15 protein-coding genes are annotated in these 15,291 nt (G+C 70.2%); 8 read left to right on the plus strand and 7 right to left on the minus strand.

All coding sequences use genetic code 11. The annotated features are described in order from the left end of the window. Together ABZ857_RS15550 and ABZ857_RS15555 are read right to left on the minus strand one after the other, a co-directional pair. Entirely contained in the window at positions 1-1,965 is a 1,965-nt protein-coding gene (locus ABZ857_RS15550) for a glycosyltransferase family 2 protein (RefSeq protein ID WP_357043286.1), read from the minus strand. Between the two features lie 94 nt (positions 1,966-2,059). Next, complete coding sequence (locus tag ABZ857_RS15555; RefSeq protein ID WP_357043288.1) at positions 2,060-2,752, minus strand: transglycosylase SLT domain-containing protein; 693 nt, start codon at positions 2,750-2,752, stop codon at positions 2,060-2,062. Between the two features lie 270 nt (positions 2,753-3,022). Here ABZ857_RS15555 and ABZ857_RS15560 point away from each other — a divergent pair, with 270 nt between their 5' ends. The 3 genes from ABZ857_RS15560 to ABZ857_RS15570 are packed head-to-tail and all read left to right on the plus strand — an operon-like array spanning position 3,023 to position 5,704. Continuing rightward, entirely contained in the window at positions 3,023-3,697 is a 675-nt protein-coding gene (locus ABZ857_RS15560) for a response regulator transcription factor (protein WP_357043290.1), read from the plus strand. A gap of 7 nt (positions 3,698-3,704) precedes the next feature. Further along, on the plus strand, positions 3,705-5,150 hold the full coding sequence (locus ABZ857_RS15565; protein ID WP_357043292.1) for a HAMP domain-containing sensor histidine kinase: 1,446 nt from the start codon (positions 3,705-3,707) through the stop codon (positions 5,148-5,150). Further along, the gene (locus tag ABZ857_RS15570) at positions 5,147-5,704 is read left to right on the plus strand and encodes a hypothetical protein (RefSeq protein WP_357043294.1); all 558 of its coding nucleotides are present in this window, start codon (positions 5,147-5,149) and stop codon (positions 5,702-5,704) included. Before ABZ857_RS15565 ends, ABZ857_RS15570 begins: the two co-directional genes overlap by 4 nt. Positions 5,705-5,713: 9 nt before the next feature. Here the strand turns inward: ABZ857_RS15570 and ABZ857_RS15575 are convergent, their stop codons facing one another. From ABZ857_RS15575 to ABZ857_RS15585, 3 genes are all read right to left on the minus strand, one after another. After that, on the minus strand, positions 5,714-7,024 hold the full coding sequence (locus tag ABZ857_RS15575; RefSeq protein ID WP_357043296.1) for a PhoH family protein: 1,311 nt from the start codon (positions 7,022-7,024) through the stop codon (positions 5,714-5,716). A gap of 246 nt (positions 7,025-7,270) precedes the next feature. After that, positions 7,271-8,032 (minus strand): isoprenyl transferase, encoded by a 762-nt coding sequence (locus tag ABZ857_RS15580; RefSeq protein WP_357043297.1) that lies wholly within the window; start codon positions 8,030-8,032, stop codon positions 7,271-7,273. Between the two features lie 173 nt (positions 8,033-8,205). Beyond that, positions 8,206-8,775: a TetR/AcrR family transcriptional regulator gene (locus ABZ857_RS15585; RefSeq protein ID WP_357043299.1), complete on the minus strand. Its 570-nt coding sequence runs from the start codon at positions 8,773-8,775 to the stop codon at positions 8,206-8,208. A 90-nt stretch (positions 8,776-8,865) separates the two neighbouring features. On the opposite strand from ABZ857_RS15585, the gene ABZ857_RS15590 reads away from it, so the two are divergent. From ABZ857_RS15590 to ABZ857_RS15600, 3 genes are all read left to right on the plus strand, one after another. Next, positions 8,866-9,828, plus strand: coding sequence for a 2-dehydropantoate 2-reductase N-terminal domain-containing protein (locus ABZ857_RS15590; protein ID WP_357043301.1), 963 nt, complete (start codon positions 8,866-8,868; stop codon positions 9,826-9,828). Positions 9,829-9,988: 160 nt separating this feature from the next. Next, positions 9,989-11,194, plus strand: a complete 1,206-nt coding sequence (locus tag ABZ857_RS15595) for a cytochrome P450 (RefSeq protein ID WP_357043303.1) — start codon at positions 9,989-9,991, stop codon at positions 11,192-11,194. Between the two features lie 38 nt (positions 11,195-11,232). Beyond that, entirely contained in the window at positions 11,233-11,427 is a 195-nt protein-coding gene (locus ABZ857_RS15600) for a ferredoxin (protein ID WP_357043305.1), read from the plus strand. A gap of 219 nt (positions 11,428-11,646) precedes the next feature. Here ABZ857_RS15600 and ABZ857_RS15605 read toward each other — a convergent pair whose 3' ends face one another. Beyond that, the gene (locus ABZ857_RS15605) at positions 11,647-13,515 is read right to left on the minus strand and encodes a phosphoenolpyruvate carboxykinase (GTP) (protein ID WP_357043307.1); all 1,869 of its coding nucleotides are present in this window, start codon (positions 13,513-13,515) and stop codon (positions 11,647-11,649) included. A 281-nt stretch (positions 13,516-13,796) separates the two neighbouring features. Further along, on the minus strand, positions 13,797-14,315 hold the full coding sequence (locus ABZ857_RS15610; RefSeq protein WP_357043309.1) for a hypothetical protein: 519 nt from the start codon (positions 14,313-14,315) through the stop codon (positions 13,797-13,799). A 109-nt stretch (positions 14,316-14,424) separates the two neighbouring features. On the opposite strand from ABZ857_RS15610, the gene ABZ857_RS15615 reads away from it, so the two are divergent. Together ABZ857_RS15615 and ABZ857_RS15620 are read left to right on the plus strand one after the other, a co-directional pair. Next, positions 14,425-14,613, plus strand: coding sequence for a hypothetical protein (locus tag ABZ857_RS15615; RefSeq protein WP_357043311.1), 189 nt, complete (start codon positions 14,425-14,427; stop codon positions 14,611-14,613). Beyond that, positions 14,591-15,223, plus strand: a complete 633-nt coding sequence (locus tag ABZ857_RS15620; protein WP_357043313.1) for a TetR family transcriptional regulator — start codon at positions 14,591-14,593, stop codon at positions 15,221-15,223. Before ABZ857_RS15615 ends, ABZ857_RS15620 begins: the two co-directional genes overlap by 23 nt. Positions 15,224-15,291 lie beyond the last annotated feature (68 nt).

Raw genomic sequence — 15,291 nt, forward strand, 5'->3', positions numbered from 1 at the left:
TCAGCGGCGGTCGCGCAGGACGCGGACGGCGATGCGCCGCAGCAGTGAGGGAGCCTGCGGCGAAGCCCCGGCGGGCAGGACGGACACCTGCCCGCCGCGGCGCACCGTCAGCCCGAACAGCAGGTCCACGTCCTTCTGGTCGACCCGGAGCGCGGGCCGCCAGGAGCCGGGGCCGAGGCAGTCGTCCCCGCCGATCCGGCTCAGCGGCACCCGCGCGACGAGCTGACCGGCCACCCGGCCGGGTATCCCCGGCTCGACCAGCGCGGGCACGACCATGCTGCGCCCCCGCCCGTCCTGCTCACGCAGCACCAGCTCGGCCGGCGGCCCGCCGCTCGGCGGCACGTACGGCACGGGCACGACGACGAAGACGTGCCCCTCCTGCCTGGCCACGGTGGCCCGGGACGAGACCAGCGCGATCGACTCGGGGAACGACTTCGGCTCCACGCAGACGCCCAGCTCGCCGCGCTCGGACCAGCACGGCACCACCAGCCGCCTGGGCTCGCCGGCGAGCGCGCCCGCGCAGCTCATCGGCAGGGCGGGGCGCACCACCCGGGCGCGGCCCGCCTGCACGCCCCGCATGCGCACGTGGACCTCCCACAGCCCGGCGGGCAGCGGCCGTCCGAGGGCCGCCGCGCCGGCGTCGAGCCGTGCCTGACCGCTCACCCACACGCGCATCTGGCCGCCGCGCGTCTGGTCCCCCACGCCCGCGCGGCCCACCGAGCAGGTGACCGGCAGGGAATGCACCACCCCGGTCTCCGCGTGGCGGACGCAGACCTCCATGCGGGCCCTGCGGACCGCGTCGGTCATGTCGGCGGCGTCGTCGTCGAGCAGGCCGTCGAGCAGGCCCTCCACCCCGGGGGGCGGGGTCCACAGCAGCCGGTCGCCCCGCTGCCGCAGCCACAGCGGCGCGCCCCCGGCACGCAGGATCTCCACGCTCAGGTCGAGCAGCAGCGTGCCCTGGTCCCAGCGCAGATCCCGCAGCTCCGCGCTGAGCCTGGCGCCCCGGGACGCCTCGGCGAGGGCGACCAGCGCGTCGAGGCGGTCCTGGCGCAGCAGCGCCGTACGGGCGCGCAGGTGCGCGGGCAGGTGGACGTCGAGCGCGGCGGGGAAGCGGTCGAGGGTGAAGCGGCGCAGGAAGGAGAACAGGACCATCCGCTCGTCGGGCTCGGCGCCGAGGAACCGCGCGCCCGCAAGACGGCGCAGCCCGAGCGTCCGATACCAGTGGGCGTGGATGCGCTCCCGCTGTGAGCCCGGCTCGGTGTAGGCGTCCACCACGTCGAAGATCGCGTTGAGGCCGTCGAAGAGCGCCTCGGCGTCCGGCCCCTCCTCCTCCGCCGTTCCCGGGGAAGCCGGGCCCAGGTGGCAGCAGATCTCGTCGGTGAGCACGGCGATCACCTTCGCGGCGAGGTACGCCCTGGTCACGAAGGCCTGCTCGGACAGCGGCCGGTCGGCGAAGCGGAGCTGGCAGGTCTCCAGGAAGTCGCGGCTGAACAGCTTGTGCGCCGTCGGCAGCGCGAGGAGGTGGTCGCGCAGCACGTCCGCCCGGTCCCGGTCGCGGGCGAAGGCGGCCGCCGGCGGCCCCTGGTCGGCGAGCCTGCCGATCAGCACGTCGGCGTCGGTCTCCACGGCCCTGTCGTACATCCGCTCCAGGGCGTGCGGCTCAAGCCTGTCGTACTGGCCGAGCAGGTAGACGTACTCGCCGCGCGCCACCGACAGGCCGACGTTGCGCCCGCGTGCGGGCGAGCCGCTGTGGTCGAGGTGCAGGACCCGCACGTTGTCGCGCTGCTCGGCGATCGCGTCGAGCCGCCTGCGGGTCCCGTCCGTCGACCCGTCGTCCGCGAAGACGACCTCGTACTCTTCCGGCGGCAGCGACTGCTCCAGCACCGAACGCACACACGCGCCGAAGGCGTCGTTCGACAGCCCGGGGTTGGACACGGGCATAACCACGCTGACCTTCACACCCATGAGGCCAAGGGTGCAGTGCGACCCCCGCCGTACGCGCGGGCTTGCCGAAAGGTCGAGAAACCCTGACCAGAGTTTCGCGGATCGGGCGCCGCGACTAATACCAGCCGGTGGACTGGGAGTGTCCCCAGGCGCCGCAGGGCGTCTTGTAGCGGCCCGCGATGTAGCCGAGACCCCACTTGATCTGGGTGGCGGGGTTCGTCTGCCAGTCGGAGCCCGCGCTCGCCATCTTGCTTCCCGGCAGCGCCTGGGGGATTCCGTAGGCGCCGCTGTAGCGGTTCATGGCCCGCTCATTCCAGTGGCTCTCCTTGTCCCACAGCTTCTCCAGGCAGCCCCACTCGCCGCCCCAGCCGCGCGCCTCGGCCATCTGCTTGCCGAGCGCCTTGTTGCTGCCGGGGTCCGGGGAGGAGCCGGGCGGGAAGTCGGCCGGGTTGAAGCCGCCGCCGCCGGGAGCCTTCTGGACGATCTCGACCGGGTCGAGACCCTTCTTCCGGTCGGCGCGGGCGTTCTCCAGCCTGTCCTTGCGCAGCGCCTGGACCGCCTGTTCCTTGAGGATGTCGGACTCGGGGTCGGGCGCGTTCGGGTCGAGGGCGAGGAAGCTGTCCGGGCCCAGCACCTGCTTGGGCGCGTTGTTGTGCTCGATCGAGGTGCGGACCACCCAGGTCGTCCCGCCCGCGAGCACGGCCACGCTGACACCGAGGATGGCGACGCGCTTGAGGGTGAGCCAGCCGGGGCCGGAGCGTTCGCCTCCTCCCCGCCGGGATCGGGAGGCGCGGGGGCGATCCTTCAACTGCTGACCAGAGCTCACGGCTTATGAGCTTGCCCTGTGGTGGGGGGTGCTCCGCAACCGAATCGTGGTACCTGTTTGGTGACGTCTTGACCCGACCGCTGATCACATGGACTTTCCCCCATAATGTGATTTTGGTCACACTTTGCGCCACAGGGAGAGGCATGGGTGCCCGGCACCAGCCTGCTCCCGCTTCTTGACAATGGCGTCCGGACGAGGTCACAGGGTCATGACAAATAGGGGAATTGGTGAGGTCCGCACCATAATGACCGAGTGGCAGGCATCCTCCTGGTCGAAGACGACCCCTCGGTCCGTGCCGGACTCGAGCTCGCGCTCACCCGGCAGGGCCACTCGGTGACCGCGTACGCGACGGGTGAGGAGGCCCTCGACCACGTACGGTCCCGGCGTCCCGAGATCGCGATCCTGGACGTCATGCTGCCCGGCATCGACGGAGTCGAGGTCTGCCGCCGCATCCGCAGGCTCGACCCGCTGCCGATCATCCTGCTCACGGCCAGGGGCGACGACCTCGACGTGGTGGTGGGACTGGAGGCCGGCGCGGACGACTACGTCGTCAAGCCGGTCGAGCCGCGGGTGCTGGACGCCCGCATCCGCGCCGTCCTGCGCCGCCTGGAATCGGCCTCCCCCGACCGCCTCACCTTCGGCGACCTCGTGATCGACCGCGGTGCCCTCAAGGTGAGCCTCGCGGGCAAGGAGATCCACCTCACCCCGACCGAGCTGCGCCTGCTGCTCGAACTGGTCCGCCACCCCGGCCAGGTGCTCAACCGCCGCTACCTCCTGCGCGCCGTCTGGGACCACACGCACGTCGCGGACTCCCGGCTGGTCGACGCGTGCGTGCAGCGCATCCGGGCCAAGGTCGAGCCGGTTCCCGCCGACCCCGTCTACATCCACACCGTGCGCGGCTTCGGGTACCGCTTCAGCCCGCCATGACCCCGACATGAGCTGGGTGCCCACCGGGTTGCGGGCCCGGCTGGTGATCACCTTCCTGCTGGTGGCGGTCACCGCGTCCGCCATGGTGGCGGGCCTGGGATACCAGATCGTCCGCCGGGGGCTCCTGGATCGCGCGGAGCGGGGCGCGGTCGCCGACGTGCGCGAGACGCTGTCCACGACCACGCTGCCAATCGGCGCGGGCGACGTGGTCTGGCCGAGCGACACCACCGTCACCGAGGAGGACCTCGGCGGGGTGGTGCAGGCGCTGGAGGCCCCGCAGCGGACCGTCATCGTGACGTACGGAGACCACCGGCGCTCCAACACCGGCGCCAGGTTCACCATGAGCGACGTGCCCGACCAGCTCCGCTGGCAGGCGGCCCGGCGGCTGGTCTACCAGAGGGTGCTGCTCAGGGACCATCCCTGGCTGATCGTCGCCACGCAGATCCAGCGGGCCACCCGCGACGGCGTGCTGCGCCCGACGGGCCTGACGGCCTACGTCTTCGTGCCGCTGTCGGACGAGGAAGCCGTGCTGTCCCGCCTCAAGGCCGCCCTCGCGCAGGCCGGAGGCATCACGCTCGTCCTGGCGCTGACCCTGGCCCTGCTGTCGGCCCGCCGGGTGCTGCTGCCCGTACGGCGGCTGGGCGCGGCCGCCCGCGCGCTCGGCGCCGGCGAGCTGCAGGTCCGCCTCCCCGTACGGGGCAGGGACGAGCTGGCGGAGCTGACCGCGACGTTCAACGAGACGGCGGCGGCGCTGGAGGACACGGTCTCCGAGCTGCGGACGCTGGAGTCGACGTCGCGGCGGTTCGTCGCGGACGTCTCCCACGAGCTGCGCACGCCGCTGACCGCGATGACCGCGGTGACGGACATGCTGTCGGAGGACGCCGAGGACCTGCCGGACGACGCCGGGGAGGCCGTGCGGATCGTCGTTCGCGAGATCGACAGGCTCCGGGTGCTGGTCGAGCACCTCATCGAGATCAGCAGGTTCGACGCGGGCGCCGCCACGCTCCGCCGGGAGACCGTCGACGTGGGCGACACCCTGGCCGACTGCCTGGAGGTGCGAGGCTGGGCCGACCGGGTGAAGCTCACCGTGCCCGTCGGGCTCACGTTCTCGCTGGACGCCCGGAGGTTCGACGTGATCGTGGCCAACCTCGTCGGCAACGCGCTCAACCACGGCGCGCCTCCCGTCGTGGTGAGCGCGCGGGTCGTGGTCGGCGGCGAGAGGCACGGAGGGCTGGAGGTGACCGTGCGCGACCACGGGATCGGCATCCCGGAGCAGGCCCTCGCCCACGTCTTCGACCGTTTCTACAAGGCGGGCTCCGACCGGACCAGGAGCGTGGGCAGCGGTCTCGGCCTGTCCATCGCCAAGGCCAACGCCGAGCTGCACGGCGGCTCGATCACGGCCGAGCGGTGCGAGCCCGGCACCCTCTTCCGCGTCTGGATCCCGAAACCATGAGCAGGGGATGGATCAGGCGCGCGGTCGCGGTCCTGCTCGCGGGGCTGCTCGTGACGCCTGCGGCCTGCGGGGTCGCGCCGACCGGGGTGATCGACGCCGGCCCCGCACCGGTCATCAGCGGCACCCCCACCCTCGCCACGATCTACCTGCTGCGGGACGGCCGGCTGCGGCCCACCCGGGTCGCGGCGCGCTCGCCGCACGTGAACGACGTGCTGGAGGCCCTGTTCGCGGCCAGCGGGCGGCCGTCGAACCGGCTGTCCACCGCGCTGACCGGGCTCACGCTGGCCCAGGTGCAGCTCGTCAGGTACGCCCCGGACCCCGGCAGCCGCAACGACCCCGACAACACCCTCAGCCTGCGCGTACGGCTGTTCGTGAGCGGCTGGAAGATCAGCAGGACCGCCATGGCCCAGATCACCTGTACGGCGCGGCTGCGCCCGGAGATCTGGGCCGTGGAGATCGCTCACGCGACTCCCGGCAGGAACGGCCCCCTGAAGGTCCACACCTGCCGGGAGTTCTGGGATCTGGCCCCCAAGGACGGCCATCTCCCCCCGTGACGTGACGGGTCAGAGCGTGATGTTCTCCAGCATCTCGGTCACCAGGGCGGCGATCGGCGACCGCTCGGACCTGGTCAGCGTGATGTGGGCGAACAGCGGGTGGCCCTTGAGCTTCTCCACCACGGCGACGACGCCGTCGTGCCGGCCCACCCGCAGGTTGTCGCGCTGGGCGATGTCGTGGGTGAGCACGACCCGCGAGTTGGCCCCGATGCGGGACAGCACGGTCAGCAGCACGCCGCGCTCCAGCGACTGCGCCTCGTCCACGATCACGAAGGCGTCGTGGAGGGAACGGCCGCGGATGTGGGTCAGCGGCAGGACCTCCAGCATGCCCCGGTCGATGACCTCCTCGATGACCTCGGGGGACGTCACCGCGCCCAGCGTGTCGTAGACCGCCTGGGCCCACGGGCCCATCTTGTCGTTCTCCGTGCCGGGCAGGTAGCCCAGCTCCTGGCCGCCCACGGCGTACAGGGGCCGGAACACGATGATCTTGCGGTGCTGGCGGCGCTCCAGCACCGCCTCCAGGCCCGCGCACAGCGCCAGCGCGGACTTGCCGGTGCCGGCGCGGCCACCCATCGAGACGATGCCCACGTCGGGGTCCATCAGCAGGTCGAGCGCGATCCGCTGCTCGGCGGACCGGCCGTGCAGCCCGAAGACCTCCCGGTCGCCCCTGACCAGCCGTACCGACTTGTCCGGCAGGACGCGGCCGAGCGCGGAGCCGCGGCTCGACAGCAACCGCAGGCCGGTGTGGCACGGCAGGTCGCGCGCCTCGTCGATGTCGGCCGTGCCGGACTCGAAGAGGGCGTCCATCTCCTCCGTGGTGACCTGGAGCTCCGCCATGCCGGTCCAGCCGGACTCGACCACCATGCCGGCGCGGTACTCCTCCGCGCTGAGGCCGATGGACGCCGCCTTGACCCGCATCGGCAGGTCCTTCGACACCAGCACGACGTCCTTGCCCTCCGCGGCGAGGTTCTGCGCGACGGTGAGGATGCGGGTGTCGTTGTCGCCCAGGCGGAAGCCCGCCGGGAGGCAGGACGGATCACTATGGTTCAACTCGACCCGGATGTTCCCGTCGCCGATCGGCATGGGCTCATCCAGCCGTCCGTACCGCACTCTGAGGTCATCGAGGAAGCGCAGTGCCTCCCGGGCGAAGTAGCCGAGCTCGGGGTGGTGGCGCTTGGCCTCCAGTTCCGTGATGACGACGATCGGGACGACGACCTCGTGCTCGGCGAAGCGGCTCATCGCCGCCGGGTCGGCGAGCAGGACGGACGTGTCCAGAACGTAGGTGCGGGATGTGGACGGGTTGCTCGAGGACACTGCCACGCGTTCTCCCCCGGGCGCCTGAGGTGGGCGCCCTGCCTTGACTGGTGGTGAACGGACCGGGCCCGTGACCTGCGAAGGCAGACCGGGGCTCCGGCCCTCCTCGCATGGTGGTCGCGCAAGGACGGGCCCTCTCCCGAGGTGGTGGCCGCCGATCCCCTCGACGGCCGCTCAGCTACCACGTTACGTAACGAATCTCCCCAGCCCAATAGGTTTACGCTGGCTAAAAGATGCTGGTCACGTAGCGTCTCAGGAGCCGTACCGACGGTGCCGAGCGGCGTACGAGCGGAGCGCCCGCAGGAAGTCGACTCTGCGGAAGTCGGGCCAGTAGGCCTCGCAGAAGTAGAACTCGGAGTGGGCGCTCTGCCAGAGCAGGAATCCGGAGAGTCGCTGCTCTCCCGATGTCCGGATGACGAGATCCGGATCGGGCAGGCCGCGCGTGTAGAGATGCTCCGCGATGTGCTCGACGTCGAGGACCTCGACGAGGTCCTCGATGCTCGCGCCCTTGCTGGCATGCTCCTGGAGGAGGGAGCGCACCGCATCAGCGATCTCACGCCTTCCTCCATACCCAACGGCAACGTTCACAATCAGGCCTGGACGATGCGATGTGGTTTCTTTTGCGTGTTTGAGGACACGAGCCGTGTGATCGGGCAGAAGGTCGAGCGAGCCCATGGGGTTGAGGTGCCATCCCTGGTCCACGAGATCCTGCACAAGGTTCTCGATCACCTGGAGCAGGGGCTCCAGCTCGCCCTTGTCCCTGGCCAGGTTGTCGGTGGAAAGCAGCCACAGCGTCACGTACTCGACCCCGGCCTCGCGGCACCACACCAGCAGCTCCGAGATCTTGTCGGCGCCCTTCTGGTGGCCCCGGCTGACGTCCCGCAGGCCCATGGCCCGCGCCCACCTGCGGTTGCCGTCCACGATGACGCCGACGTGGCGGGGGATCTGGTCGGAGGACAGCTTCCGTTCGAGCCTGCGCTCGTACAGTTTGTACACGAGATCGCGCATGCTCATGCGACCCTCTTCCTCGCGACGGTGGGGCTCGATCACCAATTATCGCGGGCGAACCGGCATGCCCTGCCCTCCTCAGGCTTTCCTGAGCACGGCCGGAGTAACCCGCGTCGCGCGGTCAGAGGTGCCCACGCGCACGCAGCCAGGCGCGGCAGGCGATCTCGTGTCGCACCTTGTCATAGCGGGCGGCGTAGCCCGTCCAGCACGAGGGTGATGACATCGTCGGCCTCGGCCCGCCAATCGGGGCGGTCATGGGCCGCACTGATGCCGTGCAGCGCCATCATCACAGCACCGGCATCCACGTCGTCGCGAACGGCGCCGTCCCGCACGGCGGCGGCCACCAGGTCGGTGACAGCCTGCTCCAGCGCCCGGCTGCCCTCGGCGAGGGCACCCGAGTGATCGGCCATGAGCGTGGCCAGCGTCCGGGCCAGGCCCTTGTGGGCAGCTATGTGGTCGACCATGCCGCGCAGGAAGGTCGCCAACGCCTCCGCTGCGGGCAGCGTGGCCTGTAGCTCGCGGGCGCGGTCGCACAGCGCGGCGACTTCCCCGTGGTAGACCGCCTCGGCCAGTGCCTCCCGGGTGGGGAAGTGGCGGTACAGCGTGCCGGTGCCCACCCCGGCCAGGCGGGCGAAGTCATCGAAGCGTAGGTCGAAGAAGTCGCCGGCGTCGAAGACCTCCCGGGCCGTGGCGAGCAGGGCGTCACGCTTGCGCCGGGCGTCGGCCCGCAGCGGCTTGTCGGCGGTCATGCGCTATCCCCTGTTGACAAGTGGAGATGACCTCCATATTTTGGAAAGTGGAGATTGCCTCCAAATCGATCGTACCCCACGAGGTGCAGCGTGAAGATCCTGATGTTCGGCCGAGGCGTGATCGCCACCATCTACGGCTGGGTTCTGCAACAGGCGGGACATGACGTCGAGTTCTACGTCCGACCGGGTCGCGCGGCGACGTACGGGGACGCGGTGGACCTCGACCTGTTCGACATGCGGCGCCGAGTGTGGGGGCGGCGCGTCGCCGAGAAGTGGCCGGTGCGCTACCGCGAGGCGCTGGAACCGGACCACGACTTCGACCTGATCATGCTCAGCGTGCCCCACCACCGTCTCGCGGGCGCGACGGCCTTCCTGGCCCCGCGTGTCGGCCAGGCCACGGTGCTGATCTTCGGCAACCTCTGGACCGAGCCGCTCGCCGCCATCGGCGCACTCCCCGCCGACCAGATCGCCTGGGGCTTTCCCCAGGCCGGTGGCGGTTTCGGCGCGGACGGCGTACTCCACGGGGCACTGCTGCCGTCGGTCATCTTCGGCACACTCGACCGGCCCCCGACCGACCGGGAACGGGCCGTGCGCCAGGCGTTTCGCGAGGCCGGGCTCCGGATCAAGGAGCGGCCTGACTTCCGCGGCTGGCTGTGGGTCCATTTCGCGTCGGATGCCGGCATGTTCTCGCAGGGCCTGCGGCTGGGATCCCTGTCTCAACTGGCCGGGGCAACGGGCGACCTGCGCGAGGCGCTGCTGGCCGGCCGCGAACTGCTGCCGCTCCTCCAGGCGCGCGGCCTCGACCTGCGACGGCACCGGGGCGGTGTGCTGCCGTTCCGGGCGCCCTGGCTGACGGCACCCGTGCTCGCCTGGCTGACCGCTCATGTCGCGCCCGCGCGCGTGAGCCTCACGGCGCACTGCGACCCCGACGCCGAGGAGCCGCGTGAGGTCTGCCGGGACACCCTGGCCGAAGCACGACGGCTGGGCATCTCGGTACCGCGACTGGAAGCGGCGGAACCGCACTTCGCCCGTGAGGGGACGAGTCGAGTCTGAATTCGACCGACGTCGTCGGTCCCGGTGGTCCGTTGCCGCTCCTTGGTCCACCGCATCCCAGAGCCGAACCCGGTCGCGGCGGTCGTCCAACTGCCGTTCACACACGGCTTTCGCTGTCCAGCCTCTAACACCTGTCCGTGACGTCGTGGAAGGAAAAGTCATGACTACCGCCGAGAAACACGAGTTCCCCATGGCCCGTACGTGCCCGTTCGCGCCGCCGCCGGCGTACGAAGAGATCCGCGAACAAGAGCCGGTCTCGCGGGTTCGCCTGCCCGACAACGGCTGGGCCTGGGTGGTCACCCGCCACGAGGACGTGCGGACCGTGCTGAACGACCGGCGGTTCAGCGCCGACCGGCAGCATCCGGACTTCCCGCAGCTGGTCAAGGGCGGGGCGGCGGCCCGGCGGCGGGAGGAGGAGCGCACCCTGATCGAGATGGACGCGCCCGAGCACGGGCCGGCGCGCAAGGCCGTACTCGGCGAGTTCACGGTGCGCAGGCTGGAGGCGCTGCGCCCGCGGATCCAGGAGATCGTCGACGGGCGGATCGACGCGCTGCTGGCCGGGCCGCGGCCCGGTGACCTGGTGGGCTCGCTGTCGCTGCCGGTCCCGTCACTGGTGATCTGCGAGATGCTGGGCGTGCCGTACTCCGATCACGAGTTCTTCCAGGAGCACACGGCAAAGATGATCGGCCAGTCGACGCCGCCCGCGGAGCGGGGGGCGGCCATCGTGGCCATCCAGGGCTACATGGCCGACCTCATCGCGGAGAAGGAAAAGAACCCGCCGGACGACCTGCTCGGGCGGCAGATCGTCAAGCTGCGCGCGGCCGGCGCCTACCGGCGGACGGCACTGGCCGGCATGGGCTTCCTGTTGCTCGTGGCCGGCCACGAGACGACGGCGAACATGATCTCGCTGTCGACCATGGCGTTCCTGCGCAACCCGGAACAGCTCGCGTTGATCAAGGCCGACCCGGGCAGAACGCTCAACGCGGTCGAGGAGATGCTGCGCTACTTCACGATCATCGACGCGGCGGCGTCCCGGCTGTGCGTCGAGGACATCGAGGTCGGCGGGCAGCTGATCCGCGCCGGCGAAGGAGTGCTGGCGCTCGGGTATTCGGCCAACCGGGACCCGCGGGCGTTCGAGAACCCGGACGAGCTCGACATCGAACGCGGCGCGCGCCACCACGTCGCGTTCGGTTTCGGGCCGCACCAGTGTCTGGGCCAGAACTTGGCTCGGATAGAGCTACAGATCGTGTTCGACACGCTGTTCCGCCGCGTCCCCACACTGGAGCTCGCGGTGGATGTCGACGAGCTGCCGTTCAAGGACGACGCGAACATCTATGGCCTGTACCAGCTCCCGGTGACCTGGTAGCGGACGAGCTGCCATCCCCATCTCAGGAGGAGATCGCCATGAAAATCATCGCGGACACCGGTAGGTGCGTCGGTGCCGGACAGTGCGTGCTCACTGAGCCCGCGCTGTTCGACCAGAGTGAGGACGACGCCACAGTCATCGTGCTGAACGAGAAACCGGAGGGCGAGCTGGTCGAGAAGGCCCGCGAAGCGGTGCACGTGTGCCCTAGCCAGGCCCTCTCCATGGAGGAGTGAGTCAATCCGTATTTCGCAGCGTGAGGACCGGACGCCGAGGTGCCGGCGTAGCCCTCGAACATGGCCAGCTTGGCGTGGTGGAACTGACGGACTCCGGCGACCACAAGGAAGGGCCCCCGAACCGGGCCCGGACGGCCCGTGCCCCATCTATCCGTCAGACGAACCCCTCACGGGGAGAGTTCCGTCCGAGACGGGCGGGTGCGCGGGCCGTACGCAGGGTCAGCCGAGTCGCTGGACGAGAGCGCGGTACTCGTCCCACAGCTCCTTCGGCATGTGGTCGCCGAAGGTCTCGAAGTGGGGCGGGATCAGCGCGGCCTCCTCGCGCCACACCTCGGGATCGACGCTGAGCAGGAGCTCCATGTCCTCGGGCGCGATGTCGAGGCCCTCGGTGTCGAGCGAGGCCGGCAGGTTGCCGATCGGCGTGGGCACCGCGTCGGCCACGCCGTTCAGCCGGTCGACGATCCACTTGAGCACCCGGCTGTTCTCGCCGAAGCCCGGCCACAGGAAGCGGCCGTTCGCGTCCTTGCGGAACCAGTTCACGTAGTAGATCTTGGGCAGCTTCTCCGGGTCGGTCATCGTGCCGATCTCGAGCCAGTGCCCGAAGTAGTCGCCCATGTTGTAGCCGCAGAACGGCAGCATCGCGAACGGGTCGCGGCGCAGCTCGCCGACCTTGCCCTCGGCCGCCGCGGTCTTCTCCGAGGCCACGTTGGCGCCCAGGAAGACGCCGTGCTGCCAGCTCAGCGACTCGGTCACCAGCGGCACCGCGGTCGCCCTGCGGCCGCCGAACAGGATGGCCGAGATCGGCACCCCGGCCGGGTCCTGCCACTCGCGGGCGATCGTCGGGCACTGCTCGGCCGGCGTGGTGAACCGGGCGTTCGGGTGGGCGGCGGGCTCACCGGACTCCGGCGTCCAGTCGCGGCCCTTCCAGTCGGTGAGGTGCGCGGGCGGCTCGTCCGTGAGGCCCTCCCACCAGACGTCCCCGTCGTCGGTCAGGGCGACGTTCGTGAAGATGCTGTTGCCCCACAGCGTCTCGATCGCGTTGGCGTTGGTGGACTGCCCGGTCCCCGGCGCGACACCGAAGAAGCCGGCCTCCGGGTTGATCGCGTACAGCCGGCCGTCGGCGCCGAAGCGCATCCAGGCGATGTCGTCGCCGATCGTCTCGACCTTCCAGCCCGGGATCGTGGGCTGGAGCATGGCGAGGTTCGTCTTGCCGCACGCCGACGGGAAGGCCGCCGCGACGTAGCGCGCCTCGCCCTGCGGCGGCGTGAGCTTGAGGATCAGCATGTGCTCGGCCAGCCAGCCCTCGTCGCGGGCCATCGCGCTGGCGATCCGCAGCGCGTAGCACTTCTTGCCCAGCAACGCGTTGCCGCCGTAGCCCGAGCCGTACGACCAGATCTCGCGGGTCTCCGGGAAGTGGCTGATGTACTTGGTCTGGCTGCACGGCCACGGCACGTCGGCCTGGCCGGGCTCCAGCGGCGCGCCCACCGAGTGGACGGCCTTGACGAAGTCGCCGTGCTCATGGTCGCGCTTGCCGCGGCCCTCGTCCGCTCGTGCCTCGCTCTCTCGGGCCTTTCGCGCCGCTCCGCGCTCCTCGATGAGGCGCAGCGCCTCCTCCCCCATCCTGGTCATGATCCGCATCGACACCACGACGTACGGCGAGTCGGTGATCTCGACGCCGAGCTGCGAGATGGTCCCGCCCAGGGGGCCCATGCAGAACGGCACGACGTACATCGTCCGGCCCCGCATGCAGCCCTTGAACAGCGTGGCGAACGTACGGCGCATCTCGCCGGGCGCGATCCAGTTGTTGGTGGGCCCGGCGTCCTCCTCACGCTCCGAGCAGATGAACGTGCGGTCCTCCACCCGGGCGACGTCGCTCGGATCCGAGGCCGCGTAGAAGCTGTTGGGCCGCTTGACCAGCCGCTTGAAGGTGCCCTGCTCGACCAGAAGGTTGGTCAGGCGCGTCCATTCGGCCTCGGAGCCGTCGCACCATTCGATCCGGTCCGGCTGGGTCAGCTCCGCGATCTGGCTCACCCAGGCCGCCAGATCGCTGTGAGTGGTGGGCGTCGGTACCTGTACTGAAATGGACACGGGGGCGGCTCCTTAATCTCTCAGGGCCAGAGCATCATCAGCGATGAATGGCCTCCGAATCCAATTGGAGTAGACCACCATGTTTCCACTCCGTTAAATCGGCGCCATTCTCGGCTTCACGGCCTCCGGCAGCATCAGCGCAGGCAGTGGACGTGATGTTGTGGGACCTTACCCACTTTGGCCCTGTCGGAAAAAACGTCCTTCTCCCCCTTACCCGCCTCAGCGGGGTTACACATTGGTATAGGCCAATTCGAATGGTCCAGACCTCTTCGCAAATTGGTTCAGTCCAATCCGCCGGGTCCTTCCGCCCTGATCCGGTCCACGTGCTGGAGGGCATCGCGCAGGTCAGCGAGCCAACTGTCGGTGTGTTTGCCGACGAGCCGGACGCACCAGGCCAGCGCGTCGCTGCGGCTGCGCGCGACACCCGCGGCGACCAGGGTGTCGAGGACCTGTCGTTCCGGCTGACGCAGCCGGGTCATGACCGGCACCGAGAGTGTGGTGAACATCACTGCCCGGCCGTCCACGACGACGCCCCAGGAGACCTTGCGGCGGAAGCGGTGCTCGGCCTCCCTCGCGATGTCGATCCTGCGCTCGCGCGTCTCCTCGCGGAACCGCTCGACGTACCCCTCGACCGCCGCCGCGCGCTCCAGGCCGGGGAGCCCTTCGGCCACCGACAGCGGCGGAAGCGTGCCGAGCACGGTGATCTCCTCGCGGTCCACGACGACCTTGGGGGCCTCGGCGAACCAGTCGTCCGGCAACCGGCCGGCGAACCAGGCGACCAACTGTTCTTCTGCATTCATGTAATCAACATTACATCGCTGCGAAGCGACCGGCCTTATTGACATAAGCTACTTTTTAAGAGCTACTTTCAAAATATGGCTCCCGGCGCGCGGTTGGGGCGATCCCCGCGTGCTGGCCGGTCTCGGTGCCGGCGCGGTGCTGCTGGCGGTGTTCGTGAGCGGCATGGACCTCGTCCTGCTGGTGTGCGGAATCGCGTCGGCGCTGGCCGCCGTCCTGGTCGCCGCCTTCCTACCGGGGAGTACGGCCGGGGGCGGAAAGACGGCAGAATCAGGGCATGAGCTCACCACAGCGCGCTGACCGGACCCCGCACCCCTCCGATCGCGTTGTCACGAGCCTGCGCGAGCGCAAGAAGGCCAAGACCCGCCGGACCATCCAGGAGGAGGCCCTGCGGCTGTTCGCCGAGCAGGGGTACGAGGCCACGACGGTCGAGCAGATCGCGGAGGCGGCGGAGGTCTCCCCGAGCACGTTCTTCCGCTACTTCCCGACAAAGGAAGACGTGGTCACCCAGGACGACTACGACCCGATCCTCATGGAGGCGATCAAGGCCCAGCCGCCCGACCTGCCCCCGCTGACCGCGCTGCGCGCCGCCTTTCGCTCCGCGTTCGAGTCGATGGGGGCCGAGGAGCTCGACCAGGTCCTCGCCCGGACCAAGCTGTCCACCTCCGTGCCCGCCCTGCGGGCGCGGACCGTGGAGGGACTGTTCGCGACGATCGACATGCTCGCGGGCGCGGTGGCCGAGCGGGCGGGCCGCGACCCCCGCAGCGCCGCCGTACGGACGCTCGTCGGCGCGGTCATGGGGGTCATGCTCCCGGCGCTGTTCACGTGGGTGGAGCAGGACGGCAGGACGCCGCTGCCCGTGCTGCTCGACGAGGCCCTCGGTTACCTGGAGGCCGGACTGCCGATCTGATCGGGCGTCACCCGAAGGACGATCTTCCCCTGGATGTGCCCGCGCTCGGCCCGCTCATGGGCCTTCGC

The organism is Microbispora sp. NPDC046933 (assembly GCF_040644635.1).
Taxonomy (GTDB): Bacteria; Actinomycetota; Actinomycetes; order Streptosporangiales; family Streptosporangiaceae; genus Microbispora.

Bases quoted from the DNA above. Each gene is read 5' to 3' on its own strand.
- ABZ857_RS15550 (WP_357043286.1), bottom strand. From the start codon at position 1,965: ATGGGTGTGAAGGTCAGCGTGGTTATGCCCGTGTCCAACCCCGGGCTG.
- ABZ857_RS15565 (WP_357043292.1), top strand. From the start codon at position 3,705: ATGAGCTGGGTGCCCACCGGGTTGCGGGCCCGGCTGGTGATCACCTTC.
- ABZ857_RS15570 (WP_357043294.1), top strand. From the start codon at position 5,147: ATGAGCAGGGGATGGATCAGGCGCGCGGTCGCGGTCCTGCTCGCGGGG.
- ABZ857_RS15580 (WP_357043297.1), bottom strand. From the start codon at position 8,032: ATGAGCATGCGCGATCTCGTGTACAAACTGTACGAGCGCAGGCTCGAA.
- ABZ857_RS15585 (WP_357043299.1), bottom strand. From the start codon at position 8,775: ATGACCGCCGACAAGCCGCTGCGGGCCGACGCCCGGCGCAAGCGTGAC.
- ABZ857_RS15595 (WP_357043303.1), top strand. From the start codon at position 9,989: ATGACTACCGCCGAGAAACACGAGTTCCCCATGGCCCGTACGTGCCCG.
- ABZ857_RS15600 (WP_357043305.1), top strand. From the start codon at position 11,233: ATGAAAATCATCGCGGACACCGGTAGGTGCGTCGGTGCCGGACAGTGC.
- ABZ857_RS15610 (WP_357043309.1), bottom strand. From the start codon at position 14,315: ATGAATGCAGAAGAACAGTTGGTCGCCTGGTTCGCCGGCCGGTTGCCG.
- ABZ857_RS15620 (WP_357043313.1), top strand. From the start codon at position 14,591: ATGAGCTCACCACAGCGCGCTGACCGGACCCCGCACCCCTCCGATCGC.